The organism is Ralstonia mannitolilytica (assembly GCF_000954135.1).
GTDB lineage: Bacteria > Pseudomonadota > Gammaproteobacteria > Burkholderiales > Burkholderiaceae > Ralstonia > Ralstonia mannitolilytica.
The window spans coordinates 2,269,809-2,290,357 of the sequence record NZ_CP010799.1 but is presented as its reverse complement, the minus strand read 5'-3'; the positions used below and the strand labels follow the sequence as shown (position 1 = coordinate 2,290,357).

Below are 20,549 nucleotides of genomic sequence, written 5' to 3'. Positions count from 1 at the left end.
GCGGAACGCACCCCGCACGCGCACGCGTTCGCTACATCTGCCGGAACAGGTGCGCGTACTGGCGCGCCACGGGCAGCGTCTCGGTGCGCCCGCGCATCTTCAGGCCGAGGCGGCCGAGCGACAGGTGCACGGCGCTGGCCACATGCGCCACGTTGACCACGGTACCGCGATGCACCTGCCAGAAGTGCTCCGGGTCCAGCTGCGTCAGCAATTCGCGCAGGCTCATGCGGATGAGCGATTCGCCGCTGCTGGCCACGACGTTGACGTACTTGTCGGTGGCTTCCAGGTACAGCACCTCCTCCACGGGGATGAAACGCACCTCCTGCCCGACCAGCGCCTTGATGAAGCGCAGATACCCCCCCTGCGGCGCAACGCGCGTCTGCGCGGCGCTCTGCAGCCCAGCCAGCCGCTCGACGAGTTCTGCGAGCGTCTGCGCGGGGTCGGCCGCCGTCGTACTGTCTGCGCGTGTGCCCAGGCGCGCCTTCAGGCGCTTGACGGTCTCGGCCAGGCGCTCCGTCTGCACGGGCTTGAGCACGTAGTCGACCGCCGCCTGCTCAAACGCATCGAGCGCGAACTGGTCGTAGGCCGTGACGAACACCACGAGCGGACGGACCTCACGTTTCGACAGCTCCCGCGCCACGTCAATGCCGGACAGGCCCGGCATGCGGATATCCAGAAAGACGACGTCCGGCCCCTGCCCCGCGGCCGTATCGTCGATCACGTCGAGCACCGACTGCCCGTCGTACACGGCGGGCAGCAACGTGGCTTCAGGCCAGAGGGCTGTCAGTTCCGCGAGCAGGCTATCGGCCAATGCGGGTTCATCGTCGGCAATGAGCAAACGCGGGGAGGCGGGCATCGATCAGGTTCCGGCAGACGCGCGCGAAGACAGCGCGGAGTTGGCAGGCGAACGCGAGGGTTGTGAAAAGCGGCAGCGCCATTCGGGCGCATCGGCGTGCACCGGCGTGTCGGCACTTTCACGCGCGAGCGGCAGCTCGACGATGATCGTCACGCCGTGCGGCACGGTCTCCGTAATCGTCAGGCGCGCATCGCCGTCGAACAACCGCGACAGGCGCTCGCGCACGTGGGTGAGCCCCAGGCCCGAGCCCTTGCTGCCGTCGTTGCCGAAACCGACGCCGGTATCGCGCACCTCCAGCACGAGGCGCTCGCCTTCTTCGCGGGTCACGCGGCGGGCCGACAGCGCGATCTCGCCGCCTTCACGCGCGGGTTCGATGCCATGCACGACGGCGTTCTCGACGAGCGGCTGGATCAGCATGGGCGGAATGACGATGTTGGCGATGGCATCGTCCAGCGCCAATGAGAAACGCAGCCGATTGCCGAAGCGCAGCGCCTGGATATCGAGATACGCACGCAGCAGCGCAAACTCCTGCGCCAGCGTGCATTGCTCGGCGCGCGCATGCGAGAGCGACGCCCGCAGGAAGCCGATCAGATGCTGCAGCAGACGCCGCGCGCCGCCGGGGTCTTTCGCAATGAGCGCATCCACGTGGGCCAGCACGTTGAACAGGAAGTGCGGCTCGATCTGGGCCTGCAGCGCCATCAGCTGCGCGCGCACGACCTGCTTCTCGGCCTCTTCGCGGTCGAGCGCATCGAGCGCAGCCCGGCGCTCGAGGGCCGCGAGCTTGCCGCGCGACCAGTAGTAATACGTTGCGCCCAGCGCCGCCAGCATCGCGATGATGAAGCTCATGCGCAGGCTGTCGGCGCGCCACGGCTCGGCGGTGCTTCCGTTCAGGCACAGAATCGTGCGCGCGATCCACTGCCCCAGCGGCACGCCGATCACCACGGCGCCCACCACGATCCACGGAAACAGCTTCTTGTTGGGCGGGCCGTCGCCCCAGAACACGTGGCGCGGAATGCCGATCAGCGAGAACATCGACAGCCCGATCGCCTGGCTGAACACGAAGCTTTTCCAGAACGACTCCTCGGGCCGGATGCCGAACGCCAGCACGGCCGCGATCAGCGTATTGATGACGATGATGACGGCATAGCGGATGACCCAGCGCCGCACGAGGCGCAGGCACTCCGCAAGAGAAGGGAACGACACATTGGCGAACATGCCGGCGATCTTACCGGAGGCAACTTCGGCGTTGAAGCTTGGGATTTCCCGCATCAGCGGCCCGCCTGCGCGCGCAAGCGGGCGAGTTCCTGGTCAACCAGGCGCTGATAGCCGTTGCCCATGCTCCACGCCAGGCTCAGGCCATGCGCGGCCAGGCCCATCCCCCAGCCGAGCAGCGGCCAGACAAACCAGAATTGCCCGCGCGACAGCGCCATCGCTGCCAGCACGGCATTCACGGCCAGAAACGACAGGAGGTGGATGCGGAACCCCATGCGTGCGCCGGCGCGGTGGCGGGCGCGTCGCAACAGGGCTTGATCGGATTCGGCGGGCTGCGGGTAAGAGATGGCGGACATGGTGGTCTCCGGGGCAACCGAGGATGTCCGCAGTATAGGAATGGCGCCCGGGCAGGCACCACGTCGGTGCGACGAACCGCGCAATCGCGGGGCTGAACGGTCGCCATCCCGCGCCGGATCGGCCGTGCGGGGCTAGGCGGCCAACGCCTCCACGCGCGCCGACTGCGTCACCACGGAAGACGCCACCGCTTCGGCCACCGTTTCGCGCGACAGGTGCGGCGCGAACATCCCGATGAAGTCATGTGCGTAGCCACGCAGGTACGCGCCACGGCGCACCGCCACACGCGTGGTGTTCGGCTCGAACAGGTGATCCGCCCCGATGCAGACGAGGTTGTCGTCCTTGCGCCCGTCATACGCCATCGACGCGATGATGCCCACGCCGACGTCCAGCGCCACGTACGTCTTGATCACGTCGGCGTCCATGGCGGTCAGCACGATCTCGGGGTGCAGGCCGGCGCCGGCAAATGCCGCGTCGATGTTGCGTCGGCCCGTGAAGCCCGCGTCGTACGTGATGAGCGGATACTGCGCCACGTCTTCCAACGTCGGAAGCGGATTCTTCGTCAGCGGATGCTCCGGGCTGACCACCAGCACGTGACGCCAGCGGTACGCCTCGAACGACGTCAGCCCCGGCTCGTTGGCCACGGCTTCGGTGGCGATACCGATATCGGCCTGCCCCGTCAGCAGCAGCTCGACGATGTGCGAGGGCGATGCCTCCTGCAGCGCCAGCGTGACGTGCGGGTATTCCTTGCGGAACGACTGCACGACCTTCGGCAGCGCATAGCGCGCCTGGGTGTGCGTGGTCGCCACGGTCAGGCGGCCGGATTGTCGGCCGGAGAATTCCTCGCCGGCCTGGCGCAGGTTTTCGGCTTCGAGCAGCAGCCGTTCGACAATGCGGACGATCTCGCGGCCCGGTTCGGTCAGGCCCGTCAGGCGCTTGCCGTACCGCTCGAAAATCTCCACGCCAAGCTCATCCTCCAGCTCGCGAATCTGCCGCGACACGCCAGGCTGCGACGTGTACAGCGCGTTGGCGACTTCGGTCAGGTTGAACTGGCGGCGCACCGCCTCGCGGATGGAACGCAGTTGCTGGAAGTTCATGGCTCGTGTCCTCTCGTATTGGTTGTCGTCGGAGCGTCGTGTTACACGGCGGCTTGCGCGACGGGCCGTGCATTGCCTTGCGCGAACACACGGATCGCGCGCGGGCGCACCACCAGCGTTTCGCCTTCACGGAAGCCCTCGGCGCGGAAGCGCTCGATGGGCAGGGAGACTTCGATGATGTCGTCGGTGTCTTCGCGCTCCAGCTCCAGCTGCGCGATGGCGCCCAGCGTGAGCGCGCGGCGCAGCGTCACGGGAATGCCCTCGGCGCCGGGCGCATAGCGCTCGAGGTCGATTTCATGCGGGCGCACGAAGGCCACCGCCTGATCGGCGCGGGACGAATCCACACCGCCCGACGGCACGGCGATGGCCGAATCGCCCACGTGCAGCACGCTGCCGCCCTCGCCCTCTTCCAGGCGGCCGTGGAACAGGTTCACGTTGCCGAGGAAGCCGTAGACGAACGGCGTGGCCGGCGTGTTGTAGACCGCATCGGGGCTGCCGACCTGCTCCACCTGGCCGCGGTTCATCAGCACCACGTTGTCGGCCACTTCCAGCGCCTCTTCCTGGTCATGCGTAACGAACAGGCTCGTGACATGCAGATCGTCGTGCAGGCGGCGCAGCCAGCGGCGCAGCTCCTTGCGCACCTTGGCATCGAGCGCGCCGAAGGGCTCGTCGAGCAGCAGCACGCGCGGCTCCACCGCCAGCGCGCGCGCCAGGGCAATCCGCTGACGCTGCCCGCCAGACAGCTGCGGCGGGTAACGATCGGCCAGCCAATCCAGCTGCACGAGTTCCAGCAGCTCTTTCACCTTGGCGCGGATCTGCGCTTCGCTCGGCCGCTGCGCGCGCGGTTTCACGCGCAGGCCGAACGCCACGTTCTCGAACACCGTCATGTGCTTGAACAGCGCGTAATGCTGGAACACGAAGCCGACCTGGCGCTCGCGCACATGCTGGTCCGATGCGTCTTCGCCGTTGAGGTGAATCGTGCCCGAATCGGCATGCTCCAACCCCGCGATGATGCGCAGCAGCGTGGTCTTTCCGCAGCCCGACGGGCCCAGCAGCGCAGTCAGCTCGCCCTGCTTGAAGTCGAGCGAAACATCGTTGAGGGCAACGAAGTTGCCAAAGCGCTTGGTGATGTGTTGAACCTGGATGCTCATGCGGCACTCCCTTCGAGCGGAGATTGCACAGAGATGTGCGAATTCGAAATCGACGATGACGGTGCGACGCGTGCGCCCGGACCTTCGCCCACGCCGGCATCAGCATCAGCCAGCTCACGACGGCTGCGCCATTCGACCAGCGTCTTCAGCGCCAGCGTGACAAGCGCCAGCAATGTCAGCAGCGACGCCACGGCAAACGCGGCCGCAAAGTTGTATTCGTTGTAGAGAATTTCCACGTGCAGCGGCATCGTGTTGGTCAGCCCACGAATGTGGCCCGACACCACCGATACCGCGCCAAACTCGCCCATCGCCCGCGCGTTGCAGAGGATGACGCCATACAACAGGCCCCACTTGATGTTCGGCAGCGTCACGCGAAAGAACGTCTGCCAGCCCGAGGCGCCGAGCACGATGGCGGCCTCTTCCTCTTCGCTGCCTTGCGCCTGCATGAGCGGAATCAGCTCGCGCGCCACGAACGGAAACGTGACGAACACCGTCGCCAGCACAATGCCCGGCACCGCAAAAATGATCTTGAAATCGTGATCGGAGAGATACGGCCCGAACCAGCCCTGCGCGCCGAACAGCAGCACGTAGATCAGGCCGGCAATGACGGGCGACACGGAAAATGGCAAGTCGATCAGCGTCAGCAGCAGGTTCTTGCCGCGAAACTCGAACTTGGCAATCGCCCATGCCGCCGCCACGCCAAACACCACGTTCAGCGGCACGGCAATCGCTGCGGTGGTCAGCGTCAGGTAGATCGCCGAAAGCGCATCGGGCTCGATCAGCGCCTCGAGATACACGTCAACGCCCTTCTTGAACGCCTCGACAAACACGCTCGCCAGCGGCACGAACAGGAACAACGCCAGGAACACGAACGAAACGAGGATCAGCGTTGCACGCACCCAGGCGGATTCTGCGGTGGCCCCTCGGCGGCCACCAGCGGGCGCCTGACCAAGTTGACGGGAAACAGTACCGGCCATGTCAGGCTCCAGCTGCCGCGTTGGCGGTCGGGGGTTCGGGGGCACGCTCGATGGCGTCATTGCGATTGCCGCGGCGGCGCGTCCACGCTTGCAGCAGATTGATGACCAGCAGCAGCGTGAACGAGATACCGAGCATGACGACGGCAATGGCCGTGGCCCCCGCGTAATCGAATTGCTCCAGCTTGGAATAGATCATCAGCGGCGTGATCTCGGAAACCATCGGCATGTTGCCGGCGATGAAGATGACCGAGCCGTATTCGCCGGTCGCACGCGCAAAGGCCAACGCGAAACCGGTCAGCAATGCGGGCAGCAAGGTCGGCAGGATCACGCGAGTGAAGGTCTGCCAGCGCGTGGCGCCCAGGCTGGCCGCCGCCTCCTCCAGTTCGGACTCCAGATCTTCGAGCACCGGCTGCACCGTGCGCACGACAAACGGCAGGCCGATGAACGTGAGCGCCACCACGATGCCCAGCGGCGTGAACGCGACCTTCAGCCCCAGCGGTTCCAGCCGCGAGCCGATCCAGCCATTCGGCGCGTACAACGCGGTGAGCGCAATGCCGGCCACCGCAGTCGGCAGCGCAAACGGCAGGTCGACCAGCGCATCGATCAACCGCTTGCCCGGAAAGCGATAGCGCACCAGCACCCACGCCACGATCAGCCCGAACACGAGGTTGATTGCCGCCGCAATCAGCGACGCGCCGAACGTCAGCTTGTACGACGCCACCACGCGGGGCGCGGTGACGGTGGTCCAGAACGCGTCCCACGTCATGGTGAACGTCTTGAGGACGGTGGCCGACAGCGGGATCAGGACGATCAGCGCGAGATACAGCAGCGAAAAACCCAGCGCCAGCCCGAAACCAGGCAGGACGTTGGCGGGCTTTCGCCGCTGGGCAGGAGAAAACGCAGAAGACAGGCTCATCAGCGCAACCAAGAAAAAGGCCGCAAACCCTGCGACCTATTGCAGATGCACCGATTGTGGCGAGCTGCCCTTATGAAGAAAACGAATATTTGCGCATGTGCATCATCGTTTTAGATATAAGGGGTGCTGGGCAAGACATCCCATTGCGCTTGCCAGTCGGCGCCATCTCGGGTGGTGCCTTCAGCACTTGCGCGGCTAATGAGGCGCTCCAGCAGGGTCAGACCGGCGTCCCAGTCGCCGAGGTTGGAATCGGCGTTGATGTGCCCGGCGTCGCCCGCATCGATGAATTCGGCGCCCCAGCGGGCCGCCCAGTCGAGGGCGCTGGCCTGCGTCATCCACGGGTCGTTGCGGCTGGCGATAACCGCGGCGGGAAACGGCAGCGCGCGCTGCGGCAGCAGGTCGCGCACGCCGAACTTGTCCGGATCGGCCGGTGCGACGAGCAACACAGCGGCCACGGCGTCCTTGGGCTCCTTTCCGCGGGTTGCCCAATGCAGCGACGCCAAGCAGCCAAAGCTGTGTGCCACCAGGATCACGCGGCGGGCGCGCGCTTGGCCAGCCAGAGCGGTGCGCACGGTTTCACCCACGCGGGCAGACCAGCGCGGCAGGTCGGGCGTCGACCAGTCCGTCTGTTCCACACGGTGCCAGTCCGGAAAGCGGGCCTCCCAGCGCGTCTGCCAATGGCCCGGGCCGCTGCCATGCAGCCCAGGGACGGTCAGGACGACGGCGTCGGCAGGCCAGTGCCAGTCTAAAGCCTTCGATGCGGTTGAGGGTGCGCTACGTGCCATGGAATGGGGCTCAGTCCGTCAGAGAAAAGCCGGCGCACTGCTGCTGTTGCAACAGCGGTGCCTGCGCCATCGGCGCGATGACGGCCGGCGTGGGGATGGCCTCGGGCTCAGGTTCTGCGCCCGGCAGGATGGTGCCCTGCACGTACGTGATGCCGGCTGCCCGGGCAAGCTGCAGGTCGCCCGGACGTTCGCAGCGGCGCAGGGCCAGCGTCACGCCAAGTTCGTGCGCCGATTCGGCCAGCGACAACAGGTGCCGGACGTTCCAGTCACGCCGCGCGTCGAGCTTGAGGAACGCGGGCCTGGCGTGTACGAGCAACGCGCCCGCCTCGGCCGGGTCCGATGCCTGCACGGCCACGGCAAAGCCGTTGCGCCGGTAGTTGTCCACCACGAACAGCAGCAGGCCCAGGTCGTCATTGGCGGTGGACGGCACCTGGATGACGAACTGCTCGGGCCGCAACCCCAGCGCCGTCACTGCACGATGGAATGCCTTGCCGTGGTCGGCCGCCACCGCGGCCAGCAAGCGGCCGTGGATATTCACCACCAGCCGCCGCGCATCCGAGCGCGCAAAGTAGTTCAGCGTATGCACGAGCCGGCACAGGCGGTCGAGTTCCACCAGCGTGCTGTCGTCCGACGCCAGCGAGAACACCTTCCACGGGTTCAGGCCCAGATCGCCGTCGCGCGTCCAGGTGCGCATCAGCGCTTCATGGCCGGCGGGTGCGAGCGAGCCGTCGGCGGCAAGCTGCCAGATGGGCTCAAACAGGCTCGTGAGCGCGCAGTGGAAGAACTGGCCCTGCACGCGGCCGCTGGCGTCGCGCCACAACTGGCGATCCGGCGTTGGCGCGTTCGGCAGCGTGCCGAGAAACTGTGCGAGTGCGGTGGTGTGCATGAGACTCATCGAGATGGGGGCTCCCAAGGAAAGTCACCCCTCCTCCAAGGGCGGATGGCGCTTACAGCTTGGCGATCGAAACTTCAGTCGCCTTCACCAGCGCAACCACTTCACTGCCGATCTTCAGCCCGAGGTTGTCGACCGAGCGCGTGGTGATGACCGAGGTCACGATGCCGGCCGCCGTCTCCACGTCGATCTCCGAGAGCACGTCGCCCCGGATGATCTCCTTGATCTGGCCGCGAAACTGGTTGCGTACGTTAATCGCTTGAATGGTCATGATGTTCCTTCGTAGTAGATGACAACAGCGTGTTGTTCAATCGGATGCCGACGAATGTTCTCGGGAGAACGGCTTGCGCCGGCTTACACGGCCCAGCGCACCGCCGTGGCCGCGACGTCAAAGGGTGATGCCCACCCCGTGCGCGCGCGCACATCGGTCACTTCATTCGGATCGACCTTGCGCTGCATCACGCGGTTGAGAATGGCCTCCTCGAGTCGCGCAAACGCGGGCGAACCGCGATGGCGCGGGCGCGGCAGGTCGATGCGCTCGTCCAGCGCGATGCGGCCGTCTTCGATCAGCACCACGCGGTCGGCCAGCGCCACTGCTTCGGCCACGTCGTGCGTGACGAGCACGGCGGTAAAGCCCAGGCGCTGCCAGAGGCCTTCGATCAGGTTCTGCATGTCGATGCGGGTCAGTGCATCGAGCGCGCCGAGCGGCTCGTCGAGCAGCAACAGGCGTGGGCGATGCACCAGGGCACGGGCCAGCGCCACACGCTGGCGCTGGCCGCCGGACAGGCGCGCGGGCCACTCCCCTGCCCGCTCGGCCAGCCCGACTTGCGCGAGCACTTCGGCGGCCTGCGCGCGCTGCGTTTTTGGCAGGCCCAGCGCCACGTTGTCGAGCACCCGCTTCCACGGCAGCAGGCGTGCGTCCTGGAACATCACGCGCGCATCGTCATGCAGGCCGTCTTCGGCCTCGCCGTCGCGGCGCAGGTGGCCGCCGTCGATGCCCTCCAGCCCCGCGATCAGCCGCAACAGCGTGCTCTTGCCGCAACCGCTGCGCCCGACGATGACGACAAACTCGCCCGGCGTGATCTCCAGGTCGATGCCATGCAGGACTTCACGGTCGCCGTAGCGCTTGACGACGTGCTCGATGTGCAGTGCGGTGCCGGCCAGCGCGGCGTGCTCGGTAGCGTTGCTTTGCATGGGTTTCTCCATTGCGCTCAGGCGGCCGCCTGATAACCGGGGTGCCAGCGCAGCCAGTAGCGCTCCAGCCCTCGCGACAGCCAATCCGCCACCTTGCCCAGCAGCGCATACAGCAGGATGCCGAGCAGCACCACATCGGTCTGCAGGAACTCGCGCGCGTTCATCGTCATGTAGCCGATGCCGGCCTGGGCCGAGACGGTCTCGGCAACGATCAGCGTCACCCACATCAGCCCCAGCGAGAAGCGCACGCCAACCAGGATCTGCGGCAGCGCGCCGGGCAGGATCACCTCGCGATACAGCTGCGCACGCGACAGGCCGTAGCTGCGCGCCATCTCCACCAGCGCCGGATCGACCGAGCGGATGCCGTGGTACGTGTTCAGGTAGATCGGGAAGAACACGCCCAGCGACACAAGGAACAGCTTGGCCGACTCATCGATGCCGAACCACAGGATGACCAGCGGAATGAGCGCCAGCACCGGGATGTTGCGCACCATCTGGAACGTCGTATCGAGCAGCGTCTCGGCCGTGCGGAAGGTGCCCGTGAGCAGCCCCAGCACCAGCCCGAGCGAGCCGCCGATCGCAAAGCCCACCAGCGCACGCCACGTGCTGACCGCCACGTGCGTCCACAGCTCGCCCGAGCGCGCCAGTGCGATGGCGGACTTGGCCACGTCCAGCGGCGCCGGCAGGATGCGGTTCGACAGCCAGCCCCATTGCGCAGACGCCTGCCACAGCACCAGCAAGACGATCGGCACGATCCAGGGGGCAATGCGTTGGCGTGCCGCGCGCAGGAACGTGCTGGCTGTGCGTTTCGATTCGGAAGCCATGGCGTGCTCCTTCAGCTTGCGGCCACTTTGGGCACGATGCCGGTGGCGATCACCTCGCCAAATGGGCCGTTGAGCACGTTGCCCGGCAGCTTGTCGCGCACCGAGCGCGGCAGCAGCGGGAACACCAGTTCGGCAAAGCGGTACGCCTCTTCGAGGTGCGGATAGCCGGAGAGGATGAACGTATCGATGCCCAGCTCGGCGTATTCCTGCATGCGGGCGGCCACGGTCTGCGGGTCGCCCACCAGGGCCGTGCCGGCACCGCCGCGCACCAGCCCCACCCCGGCCCACAGGTTCGGGCTGATCTCCAGATCGGCACGCGTGCGCTTGACGCCGTTGGCATGCAGGGCGGCCATGCGTTGCTGGCCGGCCGAATCCATCTTGCGGAAGGCCTCCTGCGCGCGGGCGACGGTGTCGTCGTCGAGCTTGCTGATGAGCTTGTCGGCGGCCGCCCATGCCTCGTCTTCCGTCTCACGCACGATCACGTGCAGGCGGATGCCGAACTTGACCGTGCGGCCATGCCTGGCGGCGCGCTTGCGCACGTCGGCCAGCTTGTCGGCCACGGCCGCAGGCGGTTCTCCCCAGGTCAGGTACGTGTCGACCTGCTCGGCGGCGAGCTCATGCGCCGCCTCCGACGAACCGCCGAAATACACCGGCGGATACGGCTTCTGCACCGGCGGGTACAACACCTTCGCGCCCTTCACGCTGAGGTGCTTGCCGCTGTAATCGAGCGCGGCGCCTTCGTGGCTCGCGGCCAGGGTTTCACGCCAGATGCGGATGAACTCTTCCGATGCCTCGTAGCGCTGCGCGTGGTCCAGGAACAGGCCATCGCCGGCCAGCTCGGCCGGATCGCCACCGGTGACGAGGTTCACCAGCAGGCGGCCGTTCGACAGGCGGTCATACGTCGCCGCCATGCGCGCAGCAAGGGTCGGCGCCATCAGGCCCGGGCGCACCGCCACCAGGAAGCGCAGGCGCTTCGTCACGGGAATCAGGCTCGCTGCAACGATCCACGGGTCTTCGCACGAACGCCCCGTCGGGATCAGCACGCCCTCGTAGCCGAGCGTATCGGCGGCCACGGCCACCTGCTGCAGATAAGTGTGATCGACCTGGCGTGCGCCCTCGGCCGTGCCGAGGTAACGGCTGTCGCCGTGGGTCGGGATGAACCAGAAGACTTGCATGACAGCTCCTTGGATGGTGTTGTTCTCGCCGTTCTCGGCCGGCCCCTCACGCGCGGGCAATCGCCAGCTGCGCCGGGCTCGGATGCCAGACCAGCTCGATCGGCTTGACCGCGCGCGGAATCAGCCCCAGTCCGTGGAACGCATCGGCCACGCGCTGCTGCTCGGCAATGGCCTCGGGCGTGACGGGCCGCACCGGAGACTGCGGCCGCCGCGACAGGAACAGATGCACCGTCGCGAGCGACAGGCCCGAGAAATCGGCAATGCGCTGCGCGGCTTCCTTGCGGTTCTCCTGCACGAGCCGGTCTGCGCGCGAGAGTTCGGCAAAGATCGCGGCGATGGTGTCGCCGTGCTGCTCGGTAAAGGCGCGCGGCGCGAAATAGAACGAGTTGTTGGACGACAGCGTGCGCCCCGTCGCCAGCACGCGCGGCTTGATGGCCAGCTCCGTGGCGGCGTAGTAAGGGTCCCAGATGCCCCAGGCGTCCACGGCGCCACGCTCGAAGGCGGCGCGCGCGTCGGCGGGCGTCAGGTACACGGGCTGGATATCGGCAAAGCCGAGCCCCGCTTTCTGCAGGGCGCGCACGATCAGGAAGTGCGAGCTCGATCCTTTCTGAAACGCCACGCGCTTGCCCTTCAGATCGGCCAGCGTCTTCAGTGGCGAGGCTTGCGGCACCAGAATCGCCGAGCTGTCCGGCTTGGGCGGCTCCACGCCCACGTAGCGCAAGTCCTTGCCGGCGGCCTGTGCAAACACCGGCGGGGTATCGCCAGTGAAGGCCAGGTCAAGGCTGCCTGCGGACAGCGCCTCCAGCTGCTGCGGCCCGGCCGGAAACTCCAGCCAGCTCACCTTCGATTCGGGAAAACGCTGCTCCAGCGCGCGGCTTTCCTTGACGATGACGAGGTTGACCGCGCTCTTCTGGAAACCGATGCGCAGTTGCGCAGGCGGGGTGATCTTCGGCAGGTTGGCCGGCACGCCCGTAGCGTTGGCCGCCTGCGACACCGGCGCCAGCGTTGCCAGCGACGCACCGGCCACGGAAGCGCCCAGCAGACGACGACGTTGGATATCGATGGTCATGGCAGTCAGCGAGCGGCTTGTTGCGTGGCGGCCGGCGCGACCGGCTTCCAGGCGGAATCGGCCACCTTCACCTGACGCGGAATCAGCTTGAGCGCGTGGAACGTATCGGCAATGCGCTGCTGGTCGGCCAGCGCCTCGGCCCCGACCGGCTGGATGCCGTACGCAATGCGCGACACCGAACGCGCCACCACCGCCGGCTCCAGGCCAAGCTGCGGGCCCAGAATGGTCGTCACCTCCTTCGGGTTAGCCGCGGCCCAGGTGTCGGTCTTCTTCAGTTCATCCAGCACGATGTTCAGCACATCGGGCCGCGCGCCCGCATAGCCCTTCGAGGCCAGGAAGTACTGCGAGTTGTTGACCACGCCCGTGCCGTCGGCCAGCACGCGCGCGCCCAGCTGCTGTTCAGCCGCGGCAAAGAACGGATCCCAGATGACCCAGGCGTCGACGGCGCCGCGCTCGAAGGCAGCGCGCGCATCGGCGGGCGTGAGGTACACGGGCTGGATATCGCTGTACGGCACGTTGGCCTTTTCCAGCAGCTTCACCAGCAGGTAATGCACGTTCGAACCCTTGTTGAAGGCGACGCGCTTGCCTTTCAGATCAGCCACGCTCTTGAGCGGCGAGTTCTTCGGCACGATGATCGCCTCGCCGGTGGGCGCAGGTGGCTGGTTGCCGACATAGACGAGATTCGCGCCGGCAGCCAGCGCGAAGATCGGCGGCGCTTCACCCGTGGTGCCGAAATCGATGGCGCCCACGTTCAGGCCTTCCAGCAGCTGCGGGCCCGCGGGAAACTCGGTCCACTTCACTTCGATGCCCTGCGCGGCAAGGCGCTTTTCCAGCGTGCCGCGCGCCTTGAGCACGGTCAGCGTGCCGTACTTCTGGTAGCCGATGCGCAGTTGCTTGGCAGCGGTTGGCGGCGGGGCATCGCTGTTGGCAGACACGGCCGGTGCACCGAGCGTGGCGAGCAGCGCTGCGAGCGTCAGGGAAGCGCGGGTCAAGGTCCTGCGCAGTTGTGAGTGGTTCTTCATGGCAAGTTCGGTCGATGCGAAATGTTGGGGCGGCACGATCCGCGCGCAGGCGCTGCGCGGGCATGACAACAACGGGAAACTCAGGAACAGGCGTGCGCGATCAGCGCATCACGCCAGACATCGCATTCGTTCTTCGTCGGCGGCCTGGAACGTGGCACGCACCGCGCTGCGGCTGGAGACGATGACCTGCGCCACGGCCGGATGCCGTGCCAGCGCCAGTGCCTGATGCACGCGCTCCACGCCGTCATCCAGGCGCTGCTGCAGCGCCGGGTCGACGCTCACGCCGTCATCTGCCACGACGATCTGCGAGTCGACTGCAAAGATGCCCGGCAGGATCGAACGCGCCGCCAGCGCCGTCAGCACGGGGCGCAGCGCGTAGTCGATCGCCAGCGTATGGGCAAGGCTGCCGCCGGTGGCAATCGGCAGCACGACCTTGTCGCGCAGCCCGCTCTGCGGCAGCAGATCGAGAAATGTCTTGAGCAGCCCGCTGTAGGCCGCCTTGTAGACCGGCGTGGCCAGAATCACCACGCCCGCCGCTTCCACCCGCGCCACCGCATCGGCGATGGCGGGGTCCGACACCTGCGCGCCGAGCAGCGCGTCGGCCGGAAGGCTGCGCAGGTCCAGGTGGTCCGCCTGCTCGCCGGCGCGTTCGAGCTGCGCACGCACGTGCCCCAGCAGGCGCGCAGATCGCGATTGCGCCGAAGGGCTGCCGGAAATCGTCAGGATTTGCATGATGCGGATCACCCGATGTCGTTACGTCATGTGGGCCTTACTTGCCCGGTTGGTAGAGCTGGTCAAACTGCCCGCCGTCGGCAAAGTGCGTCTTCTGCGCCTTCTGCCAGCCGCCGAACGTGTCGTCGATGGTCACAAGCTTCACCTTCGGGAATTCGCTCTCGTGCTTCTTCGCCACGGCCGGGTCGGTCGGACGATAGAAATTCTTCGCACCGATCTCCTGCCCTTGCGGCGTGTACAGGAACTTGAGATACGCCTCCGCGGCCTTGCGCGTGCCCTTCTTGTCGGCCACCTTGTCCACCACCGCCACCGGCGGCTCGGCCAGGATGGAAATCGACGGCACCACCACGTCAAACTTGTCCTTGCCTTCCACGCGTGCCGCCAGCAGCGCCTCGTCTTCCCACGCGATCAGCACGTCGCCGATACCGCGCTCGGTAAAGGTGGTGGTCGCACCGCGCGCGCCCGAATCGAGCACCGGCACGTTCTTGTAGAGCTTCTGCACGAAATCCTTGGCGGTGGCGTCCGAACCGCCCGGCTGCTTCAGCGCATAGGCCCAGGCGGCCAGGTAATTCCAGCGTGCACCGCCGGAGGTCTTCGGGTTCGGCGTGATGACGGCGATGCCCGGCTTGACCAGGTCATTCCAGTCCTTGATGCCCTTCGGGTTGCCCTTGCGCACCAGGAAGACGATGGTCGACGTGTACGGCGAGGCGTTGTGCGGCAGGCGCTTCTGCCAGTCCTTGCCGGTCAGCCCCTTCTCGGCGATCGCGTCGATGTCGTAGCCGAGCGCCAGCGTCACCACATCGGCCTCCAGCCCGTCGATCACGGAGCGGGCCTGCTTGCCCGAACCGCCATGCGAAGCGCGCAGGGTGATGTCCTCACCCGTTTCGGCCTTCCACTTCTTGGCGAATTCGGTGTTGATTTCCTTGTACAGCTCGCGCGTCGGGTCGTACGACACGTTCAGCAGTGTCGTTGCCGCATGCGCACCCACGGTTCCCCCCGCCACGATGGCAGCCGCGATGGTGTTGAAGACAAACTTGCGAATCATCTTGCAGCTCCGTTTCTGATCTCTGATGGATTTGGAATAGGAGCAAGACTACCGAGCGGGTCTTGTACGGGGAACGAATGGTTTCAGGGAATGTTCATCGTTTTTTGCATAAGGTGGAGGTGGGGGCTGCGCGGAGGGGGGCGGTCTGTGCGTGGGGGGTGTTTGTGGTGCATCCCTTGTTTCGCCCCCGGCAGGGGGTGAAACAAGGGATGCACCACCAACAAAAAAAGCCGCTCCAGAACCCTCCGGAGCGGCTTTTCAACGCACCAAACCACAGCCTCAGTGCACAACCCTCTCAAACGTAAACTGACCATCCCGATAATCCACCGGCACCACATCCTTGGGCGCGAACTTGCCCTCCAGGATCATCCGTGCCACCGGATTCTCAAGCTGCTGCTGGATCGCCCGCTTCAACGGCCGTGCCCCAAACACCGGGTCGTAACCCGCAGAGGCCAGCTTGGCCACCGCTTCGTCGCTGATCTCCAGCGTCAGGTCCATCTGCGCGAGACGTGCCGCCAGGCGCTTGAGCTGGATCCGCGCGATCGATTCGATGTTGCGTTGGTCCAGTGCGTGGAACACCACCACCTCGTCGATCCGGTTCAGGAATTCGGGCCGGAAATGCGTCTTCACTTCCTGCCACACGGCACCCTTGATCACATCCGCGGGTTCGGTCGCCATCTGCTGGATGAGCTGCGAGCCGAGGTTCGACGTCATCACGATCACCGTGTTCTTGAAGTCGACCGTGCGGCCCTGGCCGTCGGTCAGACGGCCATCGTCCAGCACCTGCAGCAGCACGTTGAAGACGTCCGGGTGCGCCTTCTCCACTTCATCGAGCAGCACCACGCTGTACGGCTTGCGGCGCACGGCTTCGGTCAGGTAGCCGCCTTCCTCGTAGCCGACATAGCCCGGCGGCGCGCCGATCAGTCGGCTCACGGAATGCTTCTCCATGAACTCGCTCATGTCGATGCGGATGAGGTGGTCTTCCGAATCGAACAGGAAACTGGCCAGCGCCTTGCACAGCTCGGTCTTGCCGACACCCGTGGGGCCGAGGAACAGGAACGAGCCGTAGGGCTTGTTCTCGTCCGCGATGCCGGCGCGTGAGCGGCGGATGGCATCCGCCACCAGGCGCACGGCCTCGTCCTGGCCGACCACGCGCTCGTGCAGGCGGTCTTCCATCTTTAGCAGCTTCTCGCGCTCGCCGGTCATCATCTTCGACACGGGGATGCCCGTGGCGCGGCTGACGACTTCGGCAATCTCTTCGGCACCCACCTGCGTGCGCAGCAGCTTGTTCGGCTGCTTCTGGCCGGCCGACTCGGCGGCGGTCGCGGCCTTCAGCTTACCTTCCAGCTCGGGCAGCTTGCCGTATTGCAGTTCGGCTACCTTGTCGAGCTTGCCTTCGCGCTGCAGCTTGGTGATCTCCAGCTTGATCTTGTCGATCTCCTCCTTGAGCGCGGCCGCACCTTGCGCGGCGCCTTTCTCGGCCTTCCAGATTTCGTCCAGATCGGCGTATTCCTTCTGCAGGCGTTCGATCTCCTGCTCGATCAGCTCCAGGCGCTTCTGCGAGGCTTCGTCGGTTTCCTTCTTCACCGCCTCGCGCTCGATCTTGAGCTGGATCAGGCGGCGGTCGAGCTTGTCCATCGCCTCCGGCTTCGAGTCGATTTCCATCTTGATGCGCGCCGCAGCCTCGTCGATCAGGTCGATGGCCTTGTCCGGCAGGAAGCGGTCGGTGATGTAGCGGTGGCTGAGTTCAGCCGCGGCCACGATCGCCGGGTCGGTGATCTCCACGCCATGGTGCAGTTCGTACTTCTCCTGCAGACCACGCAGGATGGCGATGGTCGCCTCCACGCTGGGCTCATCAACGAGCACCTTCTGGAAGCGGCGCTCCAGCGCAGCATCCTTCTCGATGTACTTGCGGTATTCGTCCAGCGTGGTCGCGCCGATGCAATGCAGCTCGCCACGTGCCAGCGCCGGCTTGAGCATGTTGCCGGCGTCCATCGCGCCCTCGGCCTTGCCCGCGCCCACCATGGTGTGGATCTCGTCAATGAAGAGGATGGTCTGGCCCTCTTCCTTGGCGATGTCGTTCAGCACGGCCTTCAGGCGCTCTTCGAACTCGCCGCGGTACTTGGCGCCGGCCAGCAGGCCCGCCATGTCGAGCACCAGCACACGCTTGTTCTTCAGGCTCTCGGGCACTTCGCCGTTGACGATGCGCTGCGCCAGGCCTTCGACGATGGCCGTCTTGCCGACGCCCGGCTCGCCGATCAGCACCGGGTTGTTCTTGGTGCGGCGCTGCAGGATCTGGATGGCACGGCGGATCTCGTCATCGCGGCCGATGACGGGGTCGAGCTTGCCGATGCGTGCACGCTCGGTGAGGTCGATGGTGTACTTCTTGAGCGCTTCACGCTGGCTCTCGGCCTCGGCGCTGCCGACGGTCTGGCCGCCGCGCACGGCGTCGATGGCGGCTTCGAGCGGCTTGCGCGAGAGGCCGTGTTCGCGCGCAATGCGGCCGGCCTCGCCCTTGTCGTCAGCCACGGCCAGCAGGAACAGCTCGCTGGCGATGAACTGGTCGCCGCGCTTGATGCCTTCTTTCTCGGTCTGCTGCAGCAGGCTGCCGAGGTCTCGGCCGACCTGGACTTGCTCACCGCCCTGCACCTGCGGCAGGTGCTTGATGGCGCGGTCCAGCGCCGTGTCGAGCGCGCTCGTATTGACGCCCGCCCGAGCGAGCAGGTTGTTGGTCGCCCCATCCGGCTGGCGCAGCATGGCCAGCAGCAGGTGGACCGGTTCGATGTACGGATTGTCGTTGCCCAGCGCCAGGCTCTGCGCGTCCGCCAGCGCTTCCTGGAAGCGGGTGGTCAGTTTGTCCAAACGCATTAAAAAACCCCTTGCGGAAAATGTTTCACTGACCCGAAAGATAGGGAGCTTCGGTGCCATTTCAAGCACAGAAGCGCCGGTTTTCATGCAGTTTTTGCGCAAGAACAAGCGGCGGCACGCCTGCCGACGCGCCGCCGCCCGAAGTGCCTCAAAGCCGTCCCGGCTACGGCATCAGTTCGGCACCGACACCGTCACCACCCCGCCCGACACGTTCACCGAAATGCGGTCGCCCGCGGCTGGCGTGTTGGTGAAGTTCGGCACGTTCGTCGCGCTGATGGCCGGCGCAGCACCGGGCGTGCCGCCGCGCGGCGTGGTGCGCACCACCTGGGAAGGCGGCAGCGGCGTGCCGTTCTTCAGGTACGCATACATCGCGTCCAGCGCGCGCTGCTCGTACAGCACCAGCGGCACGAACAGCGAGTCGTAACCCGGGACGAGGTCGATGAAGCCGTCGAAATGCTGCGCGTTCATCACCTCGATGTACGACAGCTTGCTGGAGCCGCCTTCCACCTTGGCATTGAGGCCCAGATACGGCCGCGCGCCGTGGTTGACGGGCAGCAGCGCATCGTTGCGGCCCTGCACGATCAACGCAGGCTTGCCCTGCAGGTTGCCGGTGCGCAGCGTCTGGCTGATGCCGGTCTGCAGCGATTGCGACGCCGCGTCGCTGCCGGTCAGCAGATTGCGCAGGCACAGCGCGCCATCGAGGTTGGCCGCCTGCGTGCCGCTGGAATCGATGGACTGGTTGCTGCGCATGGGACCGCCCTGCGCGTTGTTGTTGACGAGCTGCACGCCGGAGGTGGGCGGAATGCCGTTGCCCAGCGCCGCCATCTGCGCCAGCGATGTGGCGTTCACGGCGGTCGGGTGGAACGCGGCATCCGTGGCGGCAAAGCTAAAGCCACACAGGTTGTCGGCCACGCTTGCGCGCGAGAGCGCATTGCCGAAGGTCGTCGCCACGGACGGATCGATCTCGTAGAACGACATCGATGCGTGCACGAGGTCAGACTCGGGCTCCCAGCCGTAGGCGCGCATCTTCTGCAGGGCTTCGTCGGCCTGGGCGGCAGGCGTGGCCGCCGTCAGCAATCCCGCCGCCTTGAGCGCGGCGCAACGGTTGGCCTGCACGCCGGCCGGGAACGTCGTCAGGCTCGTAAAGAAGGCCTGTGCCGGCGCCGCCCCCACGCTCGCGGACGAGGCTGCGCACAAGCGGAAGACGTTGGCATAGCTCACGTAGTCGAAGAGCGGTTTGCCCGTGGTCGGCAAGGTTGCGCCGCCGCGCACCACCTGCACGCCGGTGTTGGGCGGCAGGTTCAGGCCCGGCTCGCCGACGGCCACACCGTCGATCCAGCCGCCGGTGTCCTGCTCGGCCGCCGCAATCGCGGCCCCGCCCCCGTTGGAGATGCTCGACGCGATGACGATGGTGTTGTCGGGCCGTACCGGTAGCGCGCTGCCGACGAGCACGCCATTGGTCGGCGTGATCTTGTCGTTGATGGCCCAGAACGCGAACTGCACGGCTTGCAGCGTGAACTGGCCCCAGTCTTTCTCCGGGTTGCGCTGCGAATGCGCGTGCTTGAACGCCAGCCGGTTCGGCGTGGCCGCATTGAAGGCCGCGAGCTGGCTGCTCGTGAGCGGCGCGGCAAAGTGCGCATTGGTGCCGGCGGCGTTGCGCGTGGTGCACGTGCCGTCCTGCAGGGCGACGGTATCGGTGGCAAGGTCATGCGGGCCGGCGCCGGTGCCCTTGTCGGTGTAGGCGACGGCGCACTTGCGCTTGAGCCCCCATTCGCCGGTCGAAATCGCACCGTAGACGCCGCGCGAGCCCGACGAGGTGGCGGTGATGATGCAGGGGTTGTTGACGTCGAAGCTGTCCGGAATCTGCACAAGCAGCACGACGTTCTGCTGCCCGGTGCCGTCATCGGAGTACGCCACGTATTCGGTGCCGGCGATCATGCCGGAGCCGCCGGTCGGGTTGCCGTTGACGTCGACACTCGGGCCGTACAGCGTGCCGTAGCCGCCCTTGGCCGCGGTGTCGACCAGCGCGCGGTAGTTGGCCCAGATGGCGAGACGGCGCAGCTCGGCTGCCGTGGGCGATGTTGCATTGGCAACGGCGGGCGCGGTGGCCGACGCCAGCCCATTGGCGCCCAGGCCCGCGGTCAGCAGGTCATCGGAGGTACCGTCGTAATGGGTGATGGTCACCTTACCGACGAAGGCCGGCTTGGTGTTGCCCGGCACGTTGTTGCCGTCGTTGCCGCCGCCGCAGGCACTCAGCACGCCGCAGCCGGCCAGCAGCATCGCGGTGGCCGTGACGAGGTTGCCGGCCGAGACGTGCCGTCGCAGGCGCGCGGTTCGGGTTGGTTTCATTGCGTCTCCTTCTCGTTATGGATGGAACAAC

The 20,549-nt window shown here is 66.5% G+C and carries 19 protein-coding genes; all 19 read right to left on the bottom strand.

What is annotated here, in order from left to right:
- Positions 1–31: 31 nt before the first annotated feature.
- Positions 32–856: a LytR/AlgR family response regulator transcription factor gene (locus TK49_RS10905; RefSeq protein WP_045786705.1), complete on the bottom strand. Its 825-nt coding sequence runs from the start codon at positions 854–856 to the stop codon at positions 32–34.
- 3 nt (positions 857–859) lie between these two features.
- Positions 860–2,125, bottom strand: a complete 1,266-nt coding sequence (locus TK49_RS10900; RefSeq protein ID WP_045786704.1) for a sensor histidine kinase — start codon at positions 2,123–2,125, stop codon at positions 860–862.
- Positions 2,125–2,424 (bottom strand): 2TM domain-containing protein, encoded by a 300-nt coding sequence (locus TK49_RS10895; RefSeq protein ID WP_045786703.1) that lies wholly within the window; start codon positions 2,422–2,424, stop codon positions 2,125–2,127. The genes TK49_RS10900 and TK49_RS10895 overlap by 1 nt, the downstream gene beginning before the upstream one ends.
- 132 nt (positions 2,425–2,556) lie before the next feature.
- Complete coding sequence (locus TK49_RS10890) at positions 2,557–3,519, bottom strand: CysB family HTH-type transcriptional regulator (protein WP_045786702.1); 963 nt, start codon at positions 3,517–3,519, stop codon at positions 2,557–2,559.
- A gap of 41 nt (positions 3,520–3,560) precedes the next feature.
- Positions 3,561–4,670, bottom strand: coding sequence for a sulfate/molybdate ABC transporter ATP-binding protein (locus TK49_RS10885; protein WP_027677520.1), 1,110 nt, complete (start codon positions 4,668–4,670; stop codon positions 3,561–3,563).
- Positions 4,667–5,647 carry a sulfate ABC transporter permease subunit CysW gene (cysW, locus tag TK49_RS10880; protein ID WP_045786701.1) on the bottom strand — a complete coding sequence of 327 codons (981 nt, stop codon included), beginning with the start codon at positions 5,645–5,647 and terminating at the stop codon, positions 4,667–4,669. The genes TK49_RS10885 and cysW overlap by 4 nt, the downstream gene beginning before the upstream one ends.
- A 1-nt stretch (position 5,648) precedes the next feature.
- Positions 5,649–6,563, bottom strand: coding sequence for a sulfate ABC transporter permease subunit CysT (cysT, locus tag TK49_RS10875; RefSeq protein ID WP_045786700.1), 915 nt, complete (start codon positions 6,561–6,563; stop codon positions 5,649–5,651).
- Between the two features lie 110 nt (positions 6,564–6,673).
- Positions 6,674–7,348, bottom strand: a complete 675-nt coding sequence (locus TK49_RS10870; RefSeq protein ID WP_045786699.1) for an RBBP9/YdeN family alpha/beta hydrolase — start codon at positions 7,346–7,348, stop codon at positions 6,674–6,676.
- Between the two features lie 10 nt (positions 7,349–7,358).
- Entirely contained in the window at positions 7,359–8,243 is an 885-nt protein-coding gene (locus TK49_RS10865) for an EAL domain-containing protein (RefSeq protein WP_045786698.1), read from the bottom strand.
- Between the two features lie 52 nt (positions 8,244–8,295).
- Positions 8,296–8,511 (bottom strand): TOBE domain-containing protein, encoded by a 216-nt coding sequence (locus tag TK49_RS10860; RefSeq protein WP_045786697.1) that lies wholly within the window; start codon positions 8,509–8,511, stop codon positions 8,296–8,298.
- An 83-nt stretch (positions 8,512–8,594) separates the two neighbouring features.
- Positions 8,595–9,434, bottom strand: a complete 840-nt coding sequence (locus TK49_RS10855; protein WP_045786696.1) for an ATP-binding cassette domain-containing protein — start codon at positions 9,432–9,434, stop codon at positions 8,595–8,597.
- Between the two features lie 17 nt (positions 9,435–9,451).
- Positions 9,452–10,258: an aliphatic sulfonate ABC transporter permease SsuC gene (gene ssuC, locus TK49_RS10850; protein ID WP_045786695.1), complete on the bottom strand. Its 807-nt coding sequence runs from the start codon at positions 10,256–10,258 to the stop codon at positions 9,452–9,454.
- Between the two features lie 11 nt (positions 10,259–10,269).
- Positions 10,270–11,433: an FMNH2-dependent alkanesulfonate monooxygenase gene (ssuD, locus tag TK49_RS10845; RefSeq protein WP_045787851.1), complete on the bottom strand. Its 1,164-nt coding sequence runs from the start codon at positions 11,431–11,433 to the stop codon at positions 10,270–10,272.
- A 46-nt stretch (positions 11,434–11,479) separates the two neighbouring features.
- Positions 11,480–12,502, bottom strand: a complete 1,023-nt coding sequence (locus TK49_RS10840; protein ID WP_045786694.1) for a sulfonate ABC transporter substrate-binding protein — start codon at positions 12,500–12,502, stop codon at positions 11,480–11,482.
- Between the two features lie 5 nt (positions 12,503–12,507).
- Positions 12,508–13,524 carry a sulfonate ABC transporter substrate-binding protein gene (locus TK49_RS10835; protein WP_045787850.1) on the bottom strand — a complete coding sequence of 339 codons (1,017 nt, stop codon included), beginning with the start codon at positions 13,522–13,524 and terminating at the stop codon, positions 12,508–12,510.
- Positions 13,525–13,632: 108 nt separating this feature from the next.
- Complete coding sequence (gene ssuE, locus TK49_RS10830) at positions 13,633–14,256, bottom strand: NADPH-dependent FMN reductase (RefSeq protein ID WP_045787849.1); 624 nt, start codon at positions 14,254–14,256, stop codon at positions 13,633–13,635.
- Between the two features lie 37 nt (positions 14,257–14,293).
- Positions 14,294–15,301 (bottom strand): sulfate ABC transporter substrate-binding protein, encoded by a 1,008-nt coding sequence (locus TK49_RS10825; protein ID WP_045786693.1) that lies wholly within the window; start codon positions 15,299–15,301, stop codon positions 14,294–14,296.
- A gap of 279 nt (positions 15,302–15,580) precedes the next feature.
- Positions 15,581–18,169, bottom strand: a complete 2,589-nt coding sequence (gene clpB, locus TK49_RS10820) for an ATP-dependent chaperone ClpB (RefSeq protein WP_045786692.1) — start codon at positions 18,167–18,169, stop codon at positions 15,581–15,583.
- Between the two features lie 171 nt (positions 18,170–18,340).
- Entirely contained in the window at positions 18,341–20,518 is a 2,178-nt protein-coding gene (locus tag TK49_RS10815) for a 3-hydroxybutyrate oligomer hydrolase family protein (protein ID WP_045786691.1), read from the bottom strand.
- Positions 20,519–20,549: the final 31 nt, after the last annotated feature.

Coding starts and splice junctions, on each gene's coding strand:
- TK49_RS10905 (WP_045786705.1), bottom strand. CDS start 856: ATGCCCGCCTCCCCGCGTTTGCTCATTGCCGACGATGAACCCGCATTG.
- TK49_RS10900 (WP_045786704.1), bottom strand. CDS start 2,125: ATGCGGGAAATCCCAAGCTTCAACGCCGAAGTTGCCTCCGGTAAGATC.
- TK49_RS10895 (WP_045786703.1), bottom strand. CDS start 2,424: ATGTCCGCCATCTCTTACCCGCAGCCCGCCGAATCCGATCAAGCCCTG.
- TK49_RS10890 (WP_045786702.1), bottom strand. CDS start 3,519: ATGAACTTCCAGCAACTGCGTTCCATCCGCGAGGCGGTGCGCCGCCAG.
- TK49_RS10885 (WP_027677520.1), bottom strand. CDS start 4,670: ATGAGCATCCAGGTTCAACACATCACCAAGCGCTTTGGCAACTTCGTT.
- cysW (WP_045786701.1), bottom strand. CDS start 5,647: ATGGCCGGTACTGTTTCCCGTCAACTTGGTCAGGCGCCCGCTGGTGGC.
- cysT (WP_045786700.1), bottom strand. CDS start 6,563: ATGAGCCTGTCTTCTGCGTTTTCTCCTGCCCAGCGGCGAAAGCCCGCC.
- TK49_RS10870 (WP_045786699.1), bottom strand. CDS start 7,348: ATGGCACGTAGCGCACCCTCAACCGCATCGAAGGCTTTAGACTGGCAC.
- TK49_RS10865 (WP_045786698.1), bottom strand. CDS start 8,243: ATGAGTCTCATGCACACCACCGCACTCGCACAGTTTCTCGGCACGCTG.
- TK49_RS10860 (WP_045786697.1), bottom strand. CDS start 8,511: ATGACCATTCAAGCGATTAACGTACGCAACCAGTTTCGCGGCCAGATC.
- TK49_RS10855 (WP_045786696.1), bottom strand. CDS start 9,434: ATGCAAAGCAACGCTACCGAGCACGCCGCGCTGGCCGGCACCGCACTG.
- ssuC (WP_045786695.1), bottom strand. CDS start 10,258: ATGGCTTCCGAATCGAAACGCACAGCCAGCACGTTCCTGCGCGCGGCA.
- ssuD (WP_045787851.1), bottom strand. CDS start 11,433: ATGCAAGTCTTCTGGTTCATCCCGACCCACGGCGACAGCCGTTACCTC.
- TK49_RS10840 (WP_045786694.1), bottom strand. CDS start 12,502: ATGACCATCGATATCCAACGTCGTCGTCTGCTGGGCGCTTCCGTGGCC.
- TK49_RS10835 (WP_045787850.1), bottom strand. CDS start 13,524: ATGAAGAACCACTCACAACTGCGCAGGACCTTGACCCGCGCTTCCCTG.
- ssuE (WP_045787849.1), bottom strand. CDS start 14,256: ATGCAAATCCTGACGATTTCCGGCAGCCCTTCGGCGCAATCGCGATCT.
- TK49_RS10825 (WP_045786693.1), bottom strand. CDS start 15,301: ATGATTCGCAAGTTTGTCTTCAACACCATCGCGGCTGCCATCGTGGCG.
- clpB (WP_045786692.1), bottom strand. CDS start 18,169: ATGCGTTTGGACAAACTGACCACCCGCTTCCAGGAAGCGCTGGCGGAC.
- TK49_RS10815 (WP_045786691.1), bottom strand. CDS start 20,518: ATGAAACCAACCCGAACCGCGCGCCTGCGACGGCACGTCTCGGCCGGC.